The sequence below is a fragment of the Microcoleus sp. FACHB-1515 genome (assembly GCF_014696105.1).
Lineage (GTDB): Bacteria > Cyanobacteriota > Cyanobacteriia > Elainellales > Elainellaceae > JAAUTJ01.
The window spans coordinates 1-17,304 of record NZ_JACJPO010000010.1; the positions used below are offsets into that span (position 1 = coordinate 1).

The 17,304-nt window shown below is 49.2% G+C and carries 13 protein-coding genes; 3 read left to right on the forward strand and 10 right to left on the reverse strand.

What is annotated here, in order from left to right:
• Positions 1-335 precede the first annotated feature (335 nt).
• The 5 genes from H6F67_RS01160 to H6F67_RS01180 form a co-directional block, all read right to left on the reverse strand.
• On the reverse strand, positions 336-608 hold the full coding sequence (locus tag H6F67_RS01160) for a DUF3143 domain-containing protein (protein ID WP_190762504.1): 273 nt from the start codon (positions 606-608) through the stop codon (positions 336-338).
• Positions 605-1,216 (reverse strand): J domain-containing protein, encoded by a 612-nt coding sequence (locus H6F67_RS01165; RefSeq protein ID WP_190762506.1) that lies wholly within the window; start codon positions 1,214-1,216, stop codon positions 605-607. Before H6F67_RS01165 ends, H6F67_RS01160 begins: the two co-directional genes overlap by 4 nt.
• 136 nt (positions 1,217-1,352) lie before the next feature.
• On the reverse strand, positions 1,353-2,570 hold the full coding sequence (locus H6F67_RS28290) for an O-antigen ligase family protein (protein ID WP_190762508.1): 1,218 nt from the start codon (positions 2,568-2,570) through the stop codon (positions 1,353-1,355).
• A complete protein-coding gene (wbaP, locus tag H6F67_RS01175; RefSeq protein WP_190762510.1) occupies positions 2,570-4,012 on the reverse strand; it encodes an undecaprenyl-phosphate galactose phosphotransferase WbaP in 1,443 nt (480 codons plus the stop codon). Before wbaP ends, H6F67_RS28290 begins: the two co-directional genes overlap by 1 nt.
• A gap of 14 nt (positions 4,013-4,026) precedes the next feature.
• Positions 4,027-5,142 (reverse strand): glycosyltransferase, encoded by a 1,116-nt coding sequence (locus H6F67_RS01180; protein WP_190762512.1) that lies wholly within the window; start codon positions 5,140-5,142, stop codon positions 4,027-4,029.
• Positions 5,143-5,349: 207 nt separating this feature from the next.
• Between H6F67_RS01180 and H6F67_RS01185 the strand changes: the two genes are divergently transcribed.
• The 3 genes from H6F67_RS01185 to H6F67_RS01195 all read left to right on the forward strand — a co-directional run bounded on the left by H6F67_RS01185 (position 5,350) and on the right by H6F67_RS01195 (position 8,762).
• Positions 5,350-6,144 carry an ABC transporter permease gene (locus tag H6F67_RS01185; protein WP_190762513.1) on the forward strand — a complete coding sequence of 265 codons (795 nt, stop codon included), beginning with the start codon at positions 5,350-5,352 and terminating at the stop codon, positions 6,142-6,144.
• Positions 6,145-6,148: 4 nt separating this feature from the next.
• The gene (locus tag H6F67_RS01190; protein ID WP_190762515.1) at positions 6,149-6,955 is read left to right on the forward strand and encodes an ABC transporter ATP-binding protein; all 807 of its coding nucleotides are present in this window, start codon (positions 6,149-6,151) and stop codon (positions 6,953-6,955) included.
• A 64-nt stretch (positions 6,956-7,019) separates the two neighbouring features.
• Positions 7,020-8,762 carry a sulfotransferase family 2 domain-containing protein gene (locus H6F67_RS01195; RefSeq protein ID WP_190762517.1) on the forward strand — a complete coding sequence of 581 codons (1,743 nt, stop codon included), beginning with the start codon at positions 7,020-7,022 and terminating at the stop codon, positions 8,760-8,762.
• A gap of 21 nt (positions 8,763-8,783) precedes the next feature.
• On the opposite strand, the gene H6F67_RS01200 is transcribed toward H6F67_RS01195, so the two are convergent.
• The 5 genes from H6F67_RS01200 to H6F67_RS01220 all read right to left on the reverse strand — a co-directional run bounded on the left by H6F67_RS01200 (position 8,784) and on the right by H6F67_RS01220 (position 17,251).
• Positions 8,784-10,769, reverse strand: a complete 1,986-nt coding sequence (locus H6F67_RS01200; RefSeq protein ID WP_242020438.1) for a glycosyltransferase — start codon at positions 10,767-10,769, stop codon at positions 8,784-8,786.
• A gap of 97 nt (positions 10,770-10,866) precedes the next feature.
• A complete protein-coding gene (locus H6F67_RS01205; RefSeq protein WP_190762519.1) occupies positions 10,867-12,693 on the reverse strand; it encodes a glycosyltransferase in 1,827 nt (608 codons plus the stop codon).
• A 153-nt stretch (positions 12,694-12,846) separates the two neighbouring features.
• Entirely contained in the window at positions 12,847-14,076 is a 1,230-nt protein-coding gene (locus H6F67_RS01210) for a glycosyltransferase (RefSeq protein ID WP_206753876.1), read from the reverse strand.
• Entirely contained in the window at positions 14,049-15,821 is a 1,773-nt protein-coding gene (locus H6F67_RS01215) for a methyltransferase domain-containing protein (RefSeq protein WP_190762522.1), read from the reverse strand. The genes H6F67_RS01210 and H6F67_RS01215 overlap by 28 nt, the downstream gene beginning before the upstream one ends.
• Positions 15,822-16,057: 236 nt before the next feature.
• Positions 16,058-17,251: a bifunctional 2-polyprenyl-6-hydroxyphenol methylase/3-demethylubiquinol 3-O-methyltransferase UbiG gene (locus H6F67_RS01220; RefSeq protein WP_190762524.1), complete on the reverse strand. Its 1,194-nt coding sequence runs from the start codon at positions 17,249-17,251 to the stop codon at positions 16,058-16,060.
• Between the last annotated feature and the right edge of the window lie 53 nt (positions 17,252-17,304).

A 17,304-nucleotide genomic window follows, 5' to 3' on the forward strand; every position in this document is an offset into this window, starting at 1 on the left:
AAGATTTGGGTCGGTCAAGTTTCTGTTTCAATTAGTCACACATTGTCAAACCTTTGCTTTTGCCAAAGCATTTATGTACGGCTACTGTTCATCTCCTATTTAGGATTGCTGTACCAACTCGGCTTTTCCGCTTGCTGGCCGATTCGCTTCTGGCTGATGCAGAACCTATCATGACTACGGACAGCAGGATATTTTTTCTCTTAACTGTTAATCATTTGCAGATGTTTTGCTCGGCCAGTTAAACAAAACCACATCGCTGCATTCGTGCTGCAATGTGGCATTTGTCCGCTGAGTGCAATTAGAGCACTGTCGGTTTGGTAGATGGAAAAAAGTAATTAGGGGCCAGAAAAAATTGCTTCGTCCAGGTCGCGACGACTGAGCGAATATTTGAACGATCGCACAATATCGCGATCGTCTGCTCCCGCATTTAAATAGCGCACGCTGAGCGAATCGACATCCAAGCAGATATGGGCACGCCAAGTTTCTCGATCGATCAGCCAGCAGTGCAAATCTTCGGGATCGCGATCGCAGCCTTGCGAAATCAGCCAGTTTTCGATTTCCGGCAGCGGATGGTTGTAGAGCGGCGTGTTGGCAGGCGGAAAACTCATAGGTCAGTAGAGGAAATGGGCAAATCTGATTCGACAGCGGCATCTGGACTGGGCGCAACCTGCTCTAGAGCGCTGCTTGCAGGCGAGTGAAATGCGATTTCGCCGCGAGTCCAGCCGATCGCCACAACCAGCAGCAAGCAGGCGACAAACGTGACTCCCAAGATAAATAGCGCAAACAGTTCGCCGGGCGAAAGCGGTCGCTCGACTGGCTCTAGGTATGCGCTCGATCGCTTGCCGCGCTCGGAGACCGGGCGATCGAGATCGAGCGGCGCTTGAATCACCGAAAAGCGCGAATGGCCGTGCTTCAAATCATAAGCGGCTCGCCGCTCTGGACTGCTGAGCATCGCATAAGCTTCATTCAACTGGTGAAACTTGGCCGTTGCGATCGGCGGCGGCAAACTCGTCGTATCCGGATGGTAAAGCTTACTCAGTTCTCGATAAGCACGACGAATCTGCTGCGTTGAAGCCGCAGGATGAATTCCCAACACCGCGTAGCAGCTTGCTTGTTCTGCCCCAGTGCGCCCCGAAACCGCTCCTGGAGCGCTTTGCGATGCCGTACCGGGAGCGCTTTGCGATCGCGCCGACTCCGCTTGATTTGCGTCCGCCATGCCTTGCAAAGAAAGATAACGGTTTTTGTTATTCTACAGTGGTTTTTGGGTTGGCGATACCGTTCCGCCAGCTTCGCGATCGAGTGTCGAGGATTGGCAAAGCAGCGCGGACTGTGGGCGAAGCAAAGGCTGTTCCTCAGTCCTGAGTTCGCATAGGAGGTTCGATCGCAGGAGAACTTGCCGCATACAGCGCTGCCAAAATCACCCAGTTCAGCACGTTGATTCGCGCATCGTAGAAGGTGACATCCAGCAGGGAAAAGGCAATGCAGCTCCAAAAAGCAAGGCAGTAGCCGATCAAAACGGCGCGGTAGGACGGTTCGATCGCTCCTTCCATGAGCCTGCGAACTGTGCGGTAGCAAATCCAGCCGACCAGCAGCGTCAGGGCGATCGTGACGAGCAATCCGGTTTCGCAGCCGAGCAGCAGCCAAAAATTGTGCGGGTGAAAGGCCGGATAAGCTTTGCTGATCGGCAAATCGTCATACAGCAGCTTGTAGTTGCCCAAGCCCCAGCCGAGCAAGGGTCGATCGCGAATGAGATCGATCGCAAATCGCCAAATTTCAACGCGCGGATCGTGCGTCCAACTGCCGACGGATAAAGCGCGTCCGCCAATGCCAAAGACTGCTGCCGCTACGACGATCGCGCCCAAACTGGTCAATCCAGTGATCAGCAGTTTGCGATTGACCTTGACGCACAAGCTAAAGACGACCAGTTGCGAGATTGCCACCAAAAAACCGTTGCGCGACCCGGAGCAGAAGATGCCCAGCAGGTTCAGAAAGGTGGCGCTGTAGAGCAGGGCGCGATCGCTTTGGCTAGCCGTTTTGAATCGCGAATATAGAATCAATCCGAGTCCCAAGCCCAAGACCAGCAGCAAATAGCAGGCGAGGGCGTTGGGCTGGTCAAACATCACCATTGCGCGGCCTTGATCAGGAGCACGACGAACCCAACGCGCGATCGCCAGTCGGCGCATCGATCGCGGGTAATCCCAGTTCTTGAGCAGATATTCGCCCAGCGCAATCAGATTGATGGGAATGCTGGTGAGCAAAATCGGCATCGCCAGTTGCTCTAGCGCGATCGCCGTTCGCAGCAAGACGGGCACAAAGGCGAACAGAAGAAAAAACGGCAGAAAATTCGCAAGCTGCAAAAAAGCTTCACCTTTGTCGTGCGCGAAGCTGGAACTAAGCAGAAGAAGAGCGCTAATCAGCAGGAGCGTGTTGCGGGCGATCGGGTCGAGGCTCGATTTGCGAAACCGGACGATCAGCCGCACCAAAACGCCAAACAGTCCAGCTAAGCTGACGTAGTAGAGAAACGGCAGTCCTCCCACGAAGACATAAAACAGTTTGCTCGTTCTGCCCACTAGTACGCTCCCTCACCGGATACCACAACCCAAATTGTCCGCAGGAGAATGTACAGATCCAGCCAGACCGACCAGTTGCGGACATAGTAGGCATCAAGATTAACGCGCTCTTGGTAGGAAACGTTGTTGCGGCCTGAGACCTGCCACAATCCGGTCAGTCCGGGTGTGACTTTGGTGTAGAGCGAGAACTTTTCGCCGTAGCGGGGAACTTCTTCATCCACGATCGGACGCGGCCCCACCAAGCTCATTTCGCCTCGCAGAATGTTCCAGAGCTGCGGCAGTTCATCCAGGCTGGTGTGCCGCAAGAACCGCCCGACACGAGTAATGCGCGGATCGCGCTTGAGTTTGTGGTCTTGCTGCCACGCGATCGCCAGTTCCGGGTCTAGCTCAAAATGTGCTTTCAGGGCTTGGTCGGCATCCCACACCATCGATCGAAACTTCCAGGCTTTGAAGTGCCGCCCGTCTCGTCCGATCCGAATTTGACGGTAGAAAATGGGACCACGCGAATCGAGCTTGATGGCGATCGCGATCAAAACAATCACAGGCAAGATCAAAATGCCGCCGATTGCGGTGGTTGTGCGATCGATCAAAAACTTGACCAGTCGCGATCCGGGCAGCAAAAGCTGCTGGCGAATTTCCAATCCTAAAACGCCACCAAGATCGCGAGCCGTCACCCACAAACTCGACAGGCCAAACAAATCCGGAATGATCAGCAGATGCGGAAAGGTTTGGCCGTAGCGTTCCAGCAGGTTCAACAATTTGCCTCTGGGCACTCCGGGCATCGCGACGATCGCATAGTGAATTTGCCGAGATTTTGCCAGTCCGGGAGCCAGTTCGATTCCCCCGACGACCGGAACGCCGTGAATCGATCCGTGTTTGGCCGGATCGTCATCGAGAACCAGAACAGGTTTGAGGCCGATTCCCGGTCGCCGCTTGAGCGTGCGAATCACCAGTTCTCCGGTTTTGCCGCCGCCCAGCACCATGACGGGATAGCCCCACCACGATCGACGCGCGAACGCCCGCCTAACGCAAACGCGACCGAGCAGCACAAAAATTAACGTGAGTCCCCACGCCATCAGGAACACGCCCCGCGAATAGACTTCACCTTCGCGCCGCAGAAAAATCGTGGCGGCTAAGGCCAAATACATCAGCGTGGTGGCAAGACTGGTGCGGCGGAGTTCTTCAACGGGCGTAATGGTCACACCAGGATAAAGTCCGATCGCCGCGAACGCCAGCAAAAACAAGCCCAGCACAGGCCAAAGCTGCCAGTACAAGCTGGGATGATATTGCCCATCGAAATACAAGCGGATGTAGACGCTGCTGATTCCAGCGAGACTGAGCGCGATCGCATCAGCACTCACCATCAGGGCAACCGTTTGCCACGATCGCGTCGAAACCGACAGTGCTGATAGCGCAGGCTGTAACGTGCGGTTAAGCTGCATTGCCATTCCTCTCCTCACGCTATTAACTCTATGCCATCCTTCCGCTGAAAATCTGTCCATTTTTGTTCGACAAATGCCCCAAATTCTCGCTGAAAGCGATCGATCGAAAAGCGATCGGCGTTTTGCCGCAATAAATCCGGCTCAAATCGCGCTCCCGCCTCAAATTCCTGCACGGCATTCATTAAGCTTTCCACCGTCTGATCGGGAAACAGGATGCCCGTCTTGCCCGGAATCACAACTTCTGTTGCGCCGCCTTTGCCATACGCGATCACAGGTGCGCCCGCCGCCTGCGCCTCGACCAGCGAAATGCCAAAATCTTCCGCAGCCGCATACACAAACGCCTTGCAGTGCGAGAGATAGGACGCGATCGCTTCTTCCGACTGCGGCGGCAAAAACTGCACGTTCGGTTGAGCGATCGATCGAATTTTTTCCGCCTCGCCGCCCGCTCCGATCACGACTAAAGGCAATCCCAAACGGCTGAACGCTTCGACGACAAGATCAACCCGCTTGTAGGGCACAAACCTGGACATGATCAGGTAGAAGTCGTCGCGCTGGACGGCTGGACGGAAGCGATCGATCGCCACAGGCGGATAGATGACGGTGGCCGATCGTCCGTAAGTTTTCTGGATGCGTCGAGCGACAAATCGTGAATTTGCCACAAAATGATCGACGCGCTGAGCCGTCGCGTAATCCCACAATCGCAGGTAGTGCAAAATCGCAGTGGTCAAAATGCCTTTCATTCCGCGCTGAGCGTAGTCCTGCTGCAAATCCCAGGCGTAGCGCATCGGCGTATGCACATAGCTGATGTGAAGCTGATCGGCGCGAGTGACGACGCCTTTGGCAACGGCGTGGTTACTGGAAATGATTAGATCGTAGGGCGAAAGGTCGAACTGTTCAATCGCGATCGGCATTAAGGGCAAATACTGCCGAAAGTGCTTTTGTGCAAACGGTAAATGCTGCAAAAACGACGTTGTGACAGGCTTGTGGCGAATGAACTGTTCCTGTTCGGGCGTCAAAAACTTGACCAGACTAAACAAATCGGCTGCTGAAAACAGGTCGAGCATTTGCTCCACAACGCGCTCGGAACCCGCCCGCGTCACAAGCCATTCATGCACGATCGCAATTTTCATCACCGCCTCACACCACTTGCCTTCAGACGATCGATCGCCGCCTTCGGTTTCGCGATCGCCGCCCGTCGCTGCGTTTCACATTTTGTCATATTGTCAGATTAGAGTATTATCTTGCTTTGAAGCGTCCGGTTAGAATCAAGGAACTTCAAGGGCGCGATCGAGTTCCAAACACTTGGTGGCGACGCAGGCGGGAGGAGTGGCAGCGCAATGGCAAGGAGCAAAACGGAAATTGGCTTTCATCGAGCCTGGGAGAATTATCGCGACCTGCTGTTTGTGCTGGTCGAAAAAGAAATGCAGGTGCGCTACCACAACAAAGGACTGGGCTACTTGTGGTCGGTTGCAAACCCGCTTGCCAGCGCAATTGTTTTCTACATCGCCTTTAAAGTGATGATGCGCGTGACGGTCGAAGACTACACGCTGGTTTTAATGGCGGGAATTTTTCCCTGGCAGTGGTTTTCCAACTCCGTCAATTCCGCGCCGCGCATTTTTGTCGGGAATGCTTCGCTGATTAAAAAAGTGCGATTTCCAAGAAATATTCTGCCGTTGTCGATGGTTTTGAATAATTTCATTCACTTTTTGCTGTCGATTCCCGTCATTGTCATTCTGCTATTTTTCTTTGGTGAATCTGTCTCCTGGGCTTGGATATATGGCATTCCGCTGTTGTCGATCACCACGCTGATCATGGTCTATGGCATCTCGGTTTTCCTGGGCACGATCAACTTGTTTTTCCGCGATCTAGAGCGGCTAACGGCAATTATCATGCAGTTTGCCTTCTATTTAACGCCGATCGTTTACACCGAAGATATGATTCCAGAAGCATACAAGTATTTAATCTATTTCAGTCCGATCGCGCCCTTGATGATCAACTGGCGACGAATGTTTCTCTACGGCACAATGGATTTTACCTATTTGCTTGCTAGCTTCATCTATGGACTGGCGTTTTTGGCGATCGGTCAGTGGGTATATAACAAACTGTCTTGGAAGTTTGGAGAAGTAATTTAGCGCAATGCAAGAACCCGTCATCAGCTTCCAACAGGTCAGCAAATCCTATCCGCTTTACTATCACGTCCGAGGCGGCTTCAAGCGCTTTTTACTCAACTTCTCAAAAAGCATGAAGTCGCTCCGCGAAGAACGATTTGAAGCGCTACGCGACATTTCTTTTGAAGTATACAAAGGCGAAAAGTTTGGCATCATTGGCCGCAATGGAGCCGGAAAAAGCACAACACTGGGCTTAATTGCCGGAGTCCTCAAACCGAATCAAGGCATCGTCAAAGTACGCGGACGAATTTCACCGCTGCTCGCGCTTGGAGCCGGATTTCAGCGTGAACTCACAGGCCGCGAAAACATCTTTATGAACGGTATTTTGATGGGCTTGACGCGCCGCGAAGTTAAACACAAGCTCGATCAAATCATTGAATTTTCTGAACTCGAAGAGTTCATTGACTTGCCAATTTTGACTTATTCCAGCGGTATGATGGCTCGCCTCGGCTTCTCGGTCGTAGCGCATCTCGACCCAGAAATTCTATTGATTGATGAAGTACTGGGCGTGGGTGACATTCGCTTTCAGAAGAAGTGCGTCAACAAAATGATGGAGTTTAAAGAAAGCGGCACAACCATCGTCCTCGTTACGCACTCGATCGCCAGCGTGATTAAACTGTGCGATCGCTGCATGTGGATTGAAAATCACACGGTTCGCATGATCGGTAAACCGCTTGAAGTGGCTGAAATCTATTGCAAAGAAGCAGGCGTTGACTTCGATCCGACTGCTTATGAAAATACGATTTCCCAACAGGTTGAAAGCACAATGGTGTAGTGATTCATTTTCATAAAGCAGCCGTTCCTCTACTCAACGCGAAACTCAATCAGACAACTTCGAGATGAGAAATTTTCCAGCGCAGTACAACTTAAAGCCCGAAGATGTGATGTATTTCTGTCACATTCCGAAGACTGCGGGAATGACCTTTCGCACGATCGTAGAAGACTATTTTTCCTGCAAAGATGTTTGTCCGGCAACGCTGAACGCACACATCGCCAAATTCTCTCAGGAACAGCTTGAAACCTACCGTTTGTTTCGTGGTCATTTGGTTTTCGTCGATTTGCCAGGAATGCTGCCGCAGCGCAATTTTGTCAACGTGACGATGCTGCGCGACCCGATCGCCCGTGTCATTTCCCATTACGAATACATCCGCCGCACACCGGGAGATCCGCATCACGAAGCGGTAATGAGCATGACGCTGGAAGAGTTTTCGCAGAAGCTTACGGTGGGTAAAGTCGGCAAAAATATTCAGACGTTCTACATTGCCAAAACGCAGCAGTTTCACTTAGAGAAACTTTCACCTCAAGAAGTGCTAGAAATTGCCAAAGAAGGAATTGATCGCTACGCCTTTGCTGGAATTTTAGAACGTTTTCAAGACTCGCTATTTTTGCTTTCCTATATCTTTGGCTGGAAGCCGATTTTGAACCAGCGTAAAGAAAATGCTTCTGCTAAGCAAACGACCTATAACGGTCTGCCTCAAAGTACGATCGACTGTATCCGAGAAAATTCGCTACTTGACATTGAACTGTACGAATATGCAGAGGAAATTTTTAATCAGCGCTTCGATCAAATGTGTGCAGACTTAAAGAAAAAGTACGGCCAGGAAAAGTACGGCGATCGATCGGATGCTCATACCCCAGAAGTGCTTCAAAGCTGGTTAGAGAAACACTACGAGCAGCGCTACGCCGAACAGCAACTTCCTGAAACAGACAGCTTTGACTACAGCTTTTGCGATCCGCTTTGGGGAGCAGGTTGGCAGCGACGCGAGTGCCCGCCAGATGCACCCGCTTATCGCTGGACTGGCCCTGGAACCGTTTCAACTCTTGATCTCCCGGTCAAAGCCAATGAAGATTTGCTGCTTGAGTTTCGCCTAATTTGCAACACTGCAACCGCACCCGATATCCTCGAAAGCCTCACTGTGAAGGTGAATGATCAAGCCATTTCCTATCGATCGCTTTACGCAGATGAAACGATGAAGCTGTGTCGAGGCTGGGTGCCTCGATCGCATGTTGCAGTCGATCGCCCGTTCCAGCAAATTACCTTCACAGTCGATCGAGTGACGACGCTTACTGCGGTCGATCCCCGCAATCCAGACAAGCGTAAAGTCGGCGTTGCGCTCAACTTGATTCAGCTATTTCCGGCAGCGCAAATTGGCGAAAAAAGCGCAATTCACTGGCCGTTTGAAGAAAGTCAGCCTTGGACAGATGCAATCGACTTTATGCGAAATCATTTGCGGCCTGACGAACGTTTAGTTGCACCCGATGCAGTCTTTCAAAGTAAATTCTTTTGCGAGGTATACGACTATGAAACTGCGATCGATAAAGGCATTGATTTTGAGTGGGTGCTATTAAACAAAGGAATGGCACAGCACATCTTTTCGATGACGCTAAAGGCAATGCAGCGCGGCTTGAAGCCCGTTTATGCGAATGATGTGTTTGTGGTGTTTTCAAGTCGATCGGATTTGCCAAGCTTGAGCTACAGTTCGCACCATGTAAAAGCACTGTATCTCGATCGCCTCAAAATATACGCTAAGCAAACTTTGCGAGATTTGTATGTAAGATACTGGGGCAAATCAAGTTCGTAACCGTGTCATTCCACACTCAAATCAGCATTCCCGTATGCTGTAATCCTGTCTGTGGATCGTCAGATTCGGGTTATAGTGCGGGTCACGCTGCATCCACTTTTCCCAACGCTGCATCATATAGTTCGCCTCGCGCAAAAATCGATCGCGCTTTTCGGACGTGTTGTCCTGTCCTCGGCTTTGCGATTCATAGTGATATAGCTTGACGTGCGGCAGGTAAACATGATGCAACCCTTGCGCCATCAGCTTCAGGCACAAATCGATGTCGTTAAAGGAAACGGCAAGATTCTCGTCAAAGCCGCCGATCGCCTCAAAATCACTGCGTTTGCACATCAGACAGGCTCCCGTGACGGCAGAGTAGTTCGTAATCCCAATAATCGAATTGAGATAGCCCGAAGCCTCTGCCGGAAAATGTTTGTGGCTGTGTCCCGAATAGGCGCAGATGCCCAGCACAACGCCCGCATGTTGAATCGTGTTGTCTGGATACAGCAACAAAGCTCCGACTGCACCGATCGATCGCCGTTGCGCCTGCTCAACCATTGCCGTCATCCAGTCCGGCGTGATTACTTCAACATCATTGTTGAGAAACAGCAGATATTCACCACTCGATTGCTGAACGGCAAGATTGTTGATTCTGGCGTAGTTAAACGGAATTTCTAAGCGACGACACTGGAAGCGATCGAATTTCGTTCGCCATTTTTGAATTAATTCGCTTGTTTCAAGTTCAACGCTATTGTTGTCGATCAAAATAATTTCGTAGTTGGGATAAGTTGTTTTTTCGTATATCGAAGTGAGACAGCGATCGAGCAACGCTGCTTTGTCTTTCGTCGGAATAATCACGCTGACTAATCCTTGCTTTTTGATGTCATAGCGCACGATGTAGTTACCCGGAGAACGATCGATCGGTAGCAGTTTTCCCGGTTCACCTCTGCGCTCTAGCGCTTCTGCTAAGGCGCGATCGGAAGCATCGTAGGCATAGGGTTTGGCGGCGGCAGTTTGGGCTGTAGACTGCGGATGAATTCGCCAGTGATAAAGAATTTTGGGAATGTGAAAAACCTGTTGCGTTTTCTCGGTCAGACGCAACACTAAATCGTAGTCCTGACTACCTTCATAGCCAATCCGAAAACCACCGATGTCCTGCACGATCGATCGCCGATATGCGCCCAGATGACAGGTATACATCCGCGACAAAAAACTGTCTGGACTCCAATCGGGCTTGAAGTACGGAGTGGAAAAATTGCCCTGCTCGTCGATTTTGTCTTCGTCTGAATAAATCATGTCGGCTTCCGGATGCCGATTCAGCAGCAGGGCGATTTCAAATAAAGCATCCGGCGACAATAAATCATCGTGGTCGAGCAGCGCAATATATTCACCTGTTGCTAGTTCCAAAGCGGAATTTGAGCAGGCGGAAATATGCCCGTTTTCTGGACGGAAAGCAATCTTAATTCGACTGTCGATCGCCGCATATTCTTTGATGATCGATCGCACATTGGCATCGGTTGAAGCATCATCGGCAATGCACAGTTCCCAATAGGAATACGCCTGCGCCAGCACCGACTCAATCGCCGATCGCAAATAAGCTTCAGGTGGATTGTAAACGGGCATCAAAACGCTGATAGTCGGCTTGGCAGGCAAAATTTCTGCCATTTGTACCATCCGCTCCAGGTCGGCAGCGCGGGGTGTGTTGGCGATGCGCCAGCGATCGTAGGGCGTTTCTCGCTGAATTTTAGGAAATTCTTGGGCAATTTCTGCTTCGATCTGTTCGATCGGCGGCAGTTCCGGTGTCCAGTCCAAACTTTCTTTGCCGCCGAGCTTCTGCCGAATTTGCAGCCATCGAGTGCGAATCTGCCAGAACTTGCTCGACTCCATCGCCGCCAATCGTCCCCGATACTGGTCGCGTTCAGCGATCGCCAACAGCAAATCGCGTTTGCAGTGCCGCAGTTCGGTTTGGAGGCGATCGATCTGCTGCTGGCTTACCTTTGCCTGAAGAGCAGTTGATCTATAAGGCATTTTTCGACGCTCATTCATTGCCATTTCTCAGCAAGAGACTCGATTTCATTTCGCAATTTCGCTGTAAACAAAGCTGCGAACTTATCTGTGCATTATTCTATTCATTCACAGGCAGACCGAGCTTCTTCTTCAGGCGAAGCCAACGGACTCTAACTTGCCAGAACTTGCTGGTTTCCATTGCGGCCATGCGATCGCAAGCCTGCTCAAATTCCTGTTTAATTTCGTCTAGTCTAGCCTGAGTCTTTTTAAGCCGTTGCTGCAATCGATCCCGTTCGGCGCGAACTTTTGCAAGTTCTGCCTCTAGCCGATGTGCATTAGGTGACTGATGGCGTTGATTCACTTTGATACTGTAATCCGATCGCTCCAGGCTGAGATTTGGATTGTAGTGAGGGTCATGCTGAATCATTGATTGCCAGCGATCGCGCATATAAATTGCTTCCTGCTGATTCACAAGCCCATCTGACTCAGAAGCGTTGTAATAAAGAACAACGTGCGGCAAAACAACGTTTTTTAGTCCTTTTTCCTGAAGTTTAAGACAGAAATCAACATCATAGTAAGTTGAAGGCAATGCTTCGGTAAAGCCGCCCACCTGCTCAAACAAATCGCGCCTGCACATCAGGCAATTTCCAGTTACGGCAGAATAGTTGTTGATGCTGATTATTTGACCAAAATAGCCGAGTCCATTTGCCGGAAGATGCCGATGAATGTATCCAGCAATTCCGTTCAACCCCAGAACAATACCAGCGTGCCAAACCGTATTGTTGGGAAGTAAAAGCAATCCGCTGGCTGCACCAATTGACGATCGCTGGGCTTGCTCAATCAAGGCATCAATCCAATCGGATGTGGCGGCTTTTGTCGTTCCGTTTAAGAATAGAAGATACTTTCCCTGCCCTTTTCGTGCCGCTTGATTGAGGCATTGAGAGAGGTTTTTAGTTTCGCAGGCAAGATGCTGAAATCGCTTGAAATCAAAGTGTGAAACGACTTCAGCAATCTCTGACTTCAAGCTTCGATCGCTGACAAAGATAATCTCGTAGTCGGAGGCTGTGCTTTGCTGAATTGTGGTGAGACATTCGTGAAGCCAGTCGATCGAGGTGACTGAGATAATGATTGTGACCGTTCGATCGCCCTCGATTAAATAGCGGGCGATGTAGGCACCAATTAACTCTCTCACAATTGCAACTTTACCCAGTTCCTGCCGTCGAACCAGTGCATCGTTCAAAGCTTTTTCTGCGGCAATAAACGCATAAGGCTTTGCTTCTCCACCACTAGCAGCAGAAATTTGATGAATTCGCCAGTGATACAGGATTTTAGGAATGTGAAAAATGTGCTTTGTTTTCTCGGTGAATCTCAGCACTAGATCGTAATCCTGACTGCCTTCATACTCCGCTCTAAATCCACCAATTTCCATCAGTAAAGCGCGACGATAGACGCCTAGATGACAGGTGTACATCCGCGACAAAAAGCTATCGGGACTCCAATCGGGTTTGAAAAAAGGATTTTGAAGCTGATTGCGATCGTCAATTCGATCTTCGTCCGAGTAGATCATGTCAGCTTCTGGATGCCGATTCAGCAACAGCACGACTTCATAAAGTGCATTAGGAGTAAGTAGGTCATCGTGATCGAGCAGCGCCACAAAATCGCCAGTTGCTAATTCCAGTGCTGAATTCGAGCAGCGTGAAATATGTCCATTCTGCGATCGAAACGTGACTTTAATGCGCGAATCGCGGGCGGCATATTCTTCTAGAATTGGGCGAACATGAAGAGCCGAAGAAGCATCATCGGCAACACACAGTTCCCAATGCGGATAAATCTGGTTTAGAACTGAGTCGATCGCCTGCCTGAGAAACAATTCGGGTGGATTGTAAACTGGAGTCACAATGCTAATTAGCGGTTGATACCTGAATGCTTGCCAGGTTGCAGCCATATTTTTCAGGTCTGCGAGTCTTGGAAAGTTTTCATCCAGCCAATTTTGGTAGACAGGATCAACTAAACATTCAGGTTTTATGTGGCTATGTTCTAGAGAACAGCCCGCTGTTGTGTCTTGCAGCATGGAAAACGACTCCACCGTGAAAGATTGTTACTCTTCGCTTGGCAATCCAACCATTTTTTTAACCCGGAACCAGGTTTTCCTTAACTTCCAAAATTTGCTCGTTTCCATTGCCTCGATTCTGCCCTGTGCATCCTGCAATTGCTGTTGAGCGACTTCACGTTCGGATTCGAGGCGGTTTAGCCGCTTTTTCAACTTTTTAATTTCAGTGGATTGTGCTTCTACAGCTTCAGCAATTACAGGTTGAACATTAGCAGGTTGAACGATCGCAGCTTGAGCAGGATGAACTGAATTGCCTTGCAATATAGCGCGAGGAACACCGAATAGCGTTGCTGAATCGCGATTCAAAGTTGCCAGCGTGGGAAACTTTTTCAGAAAATGCTTTGCAATAAAAATGCTGTAGGAATTCGTCGTTGAAATCATTGAGGTCGGGTGAAGTCGATAGGCAGAAAGAATCTGCGGAACCAGTTTGCATTGATACCCCGCCTGAGCAATCTTCAGCCAAAGATCATAATCCTCCCAGCCACACCATCCGATTTCCATCAACTCAGTAGAATAGCCATCGATCTGATTCAGCACGTTCCTACGCACCATTGCCATTGCATCAATGTAATTGCCAACCACCAACTCTTCTATGTTCCATTCATGATAAGAAACGAGATCGAATCCAGTCCCTGTTTGATCATCAAAACGGCTGATAATGCCATAGACAGCAGCATAGTCGGAATCGTGGATGGCCTCATACAGCACCGAAAGACAGTTGGGGTAAATCCAGTTATCCGCATCCAAAATAAAAATATAGGGAGAACGGGCAAGTCTCCAGCCGACATTTCTTGCATCCGCCAAACCTGTATTAAACAGTTTCTTGACCAGGCAAATCGGCACATCAGTTTGCTGAATATATTGCTCAACCAGTCGAGCAGAGTGATCACTCGAACCGTCATCGATCACAAGCACTTCAAAACCGCCAGGAATGTTGCCAATTTTGGCAGCACAAACGCTGTCCAGACATTCATGAATGTATTGGGCGTAGTTAAACAGCGTGATTACAACCGTGATACTAGAATCTTTGCAGGTTTCATGCGCGGCGTTTGGAACCATCGTCCAGGGATCGCGTCCGAGAAACGTACAAAGTTTTGACATCTCTAAGCGCGTAATACTAAGGTTCCGTCTAGCAGCATCAAGACTTTCTTTCATGGCAATTGCTCCCTGTTCAATCAGATTTTTTGCCTTTATAATTTTTCGAGCAATTTCCGACAAAGCAATTTTGAGCTGAATTTTTGCGTGACAAACTCGTAGGCCTGATTTACAATCTTGAGCCTTTCTTCTTCGTGGTTGAGATAATACTCACACTGCGCTGGAATACCTTCTAAATCTGCCATGATCAAATGCTTTCCATTAACCAGCGGCTCGATATGATCGCTAGTTTCTGTAATAAACAAACAGCGATTGGCAAGACACATGATTGCTCTCAGCCACTCAAAATAGGTATTATCAATTGAATGAACGTTAACCATAATCTTGCTCGATCGCAACAAACGATTTCGCTCAAGATCGCCATAGAAACCTGCTGTCTTTGCAAACTTTGGCTTTTCTAATCGGCTGATCATCAGTTTGCTGTTGTAGCGGTTGAAGACAGGAGCATGACGCGACAGGAAGCCGTTTCGTTTCTCCGATGCGCTACCCAAAAACACAATATCGATCGATCGATCCTGTTCAGAAATATCTGACGTTCCTTCTTCAAAAAACGAAGCATAACCCAGCGGTGTATGAATCGCCTTCAAGCCTCGTTCTCGAAACGCTTTGGTGGTTTGCGCCGTAATATCAAAGATGCCTTTTGCCAGCTTCGATCGCTGACAAAAGATCTTAAACCAGGGCGTGTATGGCTGTTCACCGCTGACCATGTAGACGCTGCGCGTGATATCTTCAATTTCGATCGCCGAGAGTTTATGGTCGAGGAATAGGTTAAAAAATTCGTGTGGAGAAACCACAATTTGCAGCAGGTTTTCGCCCGGATCAATCGAAGGAATTTTATCGATCGCCAGTTCTGAGTCCAGCTCGTTTTCTCGAAAACCTTCTACAAAAATCTGGGCAAGCTCAATCATAAAATAGTTACCCAGCGAAGTCACAAAAACCCTGACCGTATCAATTTTTTGTGAACTTATCGAGAATCGATCGGTTTGGTAGTTTTTGCGATCGAAATCTACTTGCGGTGCTGTGTGGGTTAAGGACACTTCACCTAGACTGCTTTGGGCAGTGAAGCGATTGGTTGAAGCGATTGAATTTGCTGTTGAACTGGAAAGTTTTGAATAACCGGGAACTGAGCTTCCTAACTCAGTTTGTTCTGCCGATTTGACTGCTTCTAGCTCAAACCCAGCCGCAAATCGCTCCTGAATGTCTTGCGGCAGATTGAGTGCTGCTGTCCAAAGAAATCCGGATCTTGCCGCTTCGCTTCTCCAGATTTTGCTCCAGTCTGCTAGAGAAGATTGCGCCAATCGCTCATGCACCGAGGAACCATAAGTTTGTTCTACCAGCCGCAGCAGTTCACTCGACAGCCAGCCAATTGTAAAGGCGGGATTGAAGTTTTTAGAAACGCGACAGGTTTCGATGTCAAATTCAGAAAACCAGCGCATAACGCCGTATTTTGTAGCGTTGTAGAAATGAAACGGTTCTTCGTGCAAGGGCTGGAGAAATGCAGTATGAATAACCGCTCTGCCGCCTGGCTTGAGTACCCGTCGAATCTCCGCTGCTGCCTGCTCTGGATTGTAGAGATGTTCAAAGACATTCATGGCAACCACTGCATCAAATGTTTCGTCTTTGAAGGGAAGATGATGCGCGTCGCCAACCACATCGGTTGTGCTAAAAACAGCATATTCAAACTCGATCGTATTGGGCAGTTTGATTTGACTCGCACCCGCACCAATATTCAAAATATAGCCGTCGATTTGCTTCATCCAGTGCAGAACTGAGTCTGCGATCGGATTGCTGGCATGATCTGGCGGCATGATTTTAATGGTGTCTGGAGAATCAGTAAAAACTGGAACGCCATTGACAGTGGAGTATGTTGCACAACAGCGATGGCACTGCAAATTTGTGTCGTGAGGCCGCAAATGATTTTCACCGCACTTGATACACTTCAGCAGGGAGAGTAAATCGTCCAACGATCGCTTGGCTGGCATATGCTTTTGACCCTCGCTTCTTAATGTTTCCATTTACAGCTCCAGCGGTAATCTTTGAAAGTTTAGTCTCCCTTTAGGCCAAGCCGATGTTTCAAGCCAAACCATTTCGCTCTCAACTTCCAGAATTTGCTGGTTTCCATTGCCTCAACTCGCCCTCTCGATTCCTGTAGCTGTGCTTGAGTAGCTTTGAACCTTTGTCGAACTTTGGCTAACTTTGCTTGAAATCTTTCTGCCCGAAACCGCAAAACTTCGCGATCGAACTCTACTTCTTCATGCTGAATTCGCGCCTGTTCTAGCTCTGCAATCGTCTTTTGCAAAGCTGCTTTCACTTGTTCGAGCTGAGACTGAGATTGCTGATAGAGCTGTGTTGCATCCTCCTGCGTTTGGCGAAGCTGTTCTTGAGCATGGTGGAGCTGCTCTTGCAATTGATTCACCTCAGGTTGCCTGGAAGCCAATTCCCATTTGGTTTGCTTCAGCTCATCCTGAAGCTGCTCATACTGCTCCTCTAGCCGATAAAATTTTGATTCTAAGGCAAAAAATCGACCTGCCTCAGTCAGTGGAAAAGCGCGAACAATATATTGAAAAGTATCTGAATCTTCCTGCTGCTCGATCGATTGAACAACTTCAGGCGAAAAGTCTTCTTTTCTAACCTTTGGAACCCAGTTTCCATCAAATATCGGCATCACGGTTCGATCGATCGTTTCGATGGTGTAGCCTGCTTGCTCGAACAGATCGATGACCGATTGGCGCGTGAAAAACCGCAGATGGGTATTGTCTAACAGCCCCAATTGTTCGTATTGAAACTTGCCCTGCATCATGGCTAATCGTACTGCCCCATGAGCAACATTCGGAATCGAAGCAACCACATAGCCTTCCTCAGTCAGGATCGATCGAACCTCCTCCAAAACCTCCCAAGGATTGCGGAGATGTTCTAGAACGTCTCCGAAGATAGCAACATCAAATTTCTGGTTGGGCAGAATTTCGGACAGTGAAACATAGTCCAAATCAGCAACAATAACTTGTTCGCAGAATTCCTCAGCATGTTTTGCCGCACTTGCGTTAATCTCTAGCCCAGTAACCTCACAACCTCTGGCGCGAAGTAGGCGAGCAAGATAGCCTGTCGCGCAGCCGAAATCAATCACTTTTTTGCTACCTCCGGCTAGGCGAAGCATTTTTTTGAGGCTGCTATTCTCGTCGATTTGCTCCTCGGTGAGATTAGGAACGGTGGGGTAATCTTTCTGCCAGTGGTGTCTCATAGGTAAGGGCAAATCAGGATACGAACATCGAAGAATTTAAATAGAAGTCAAGC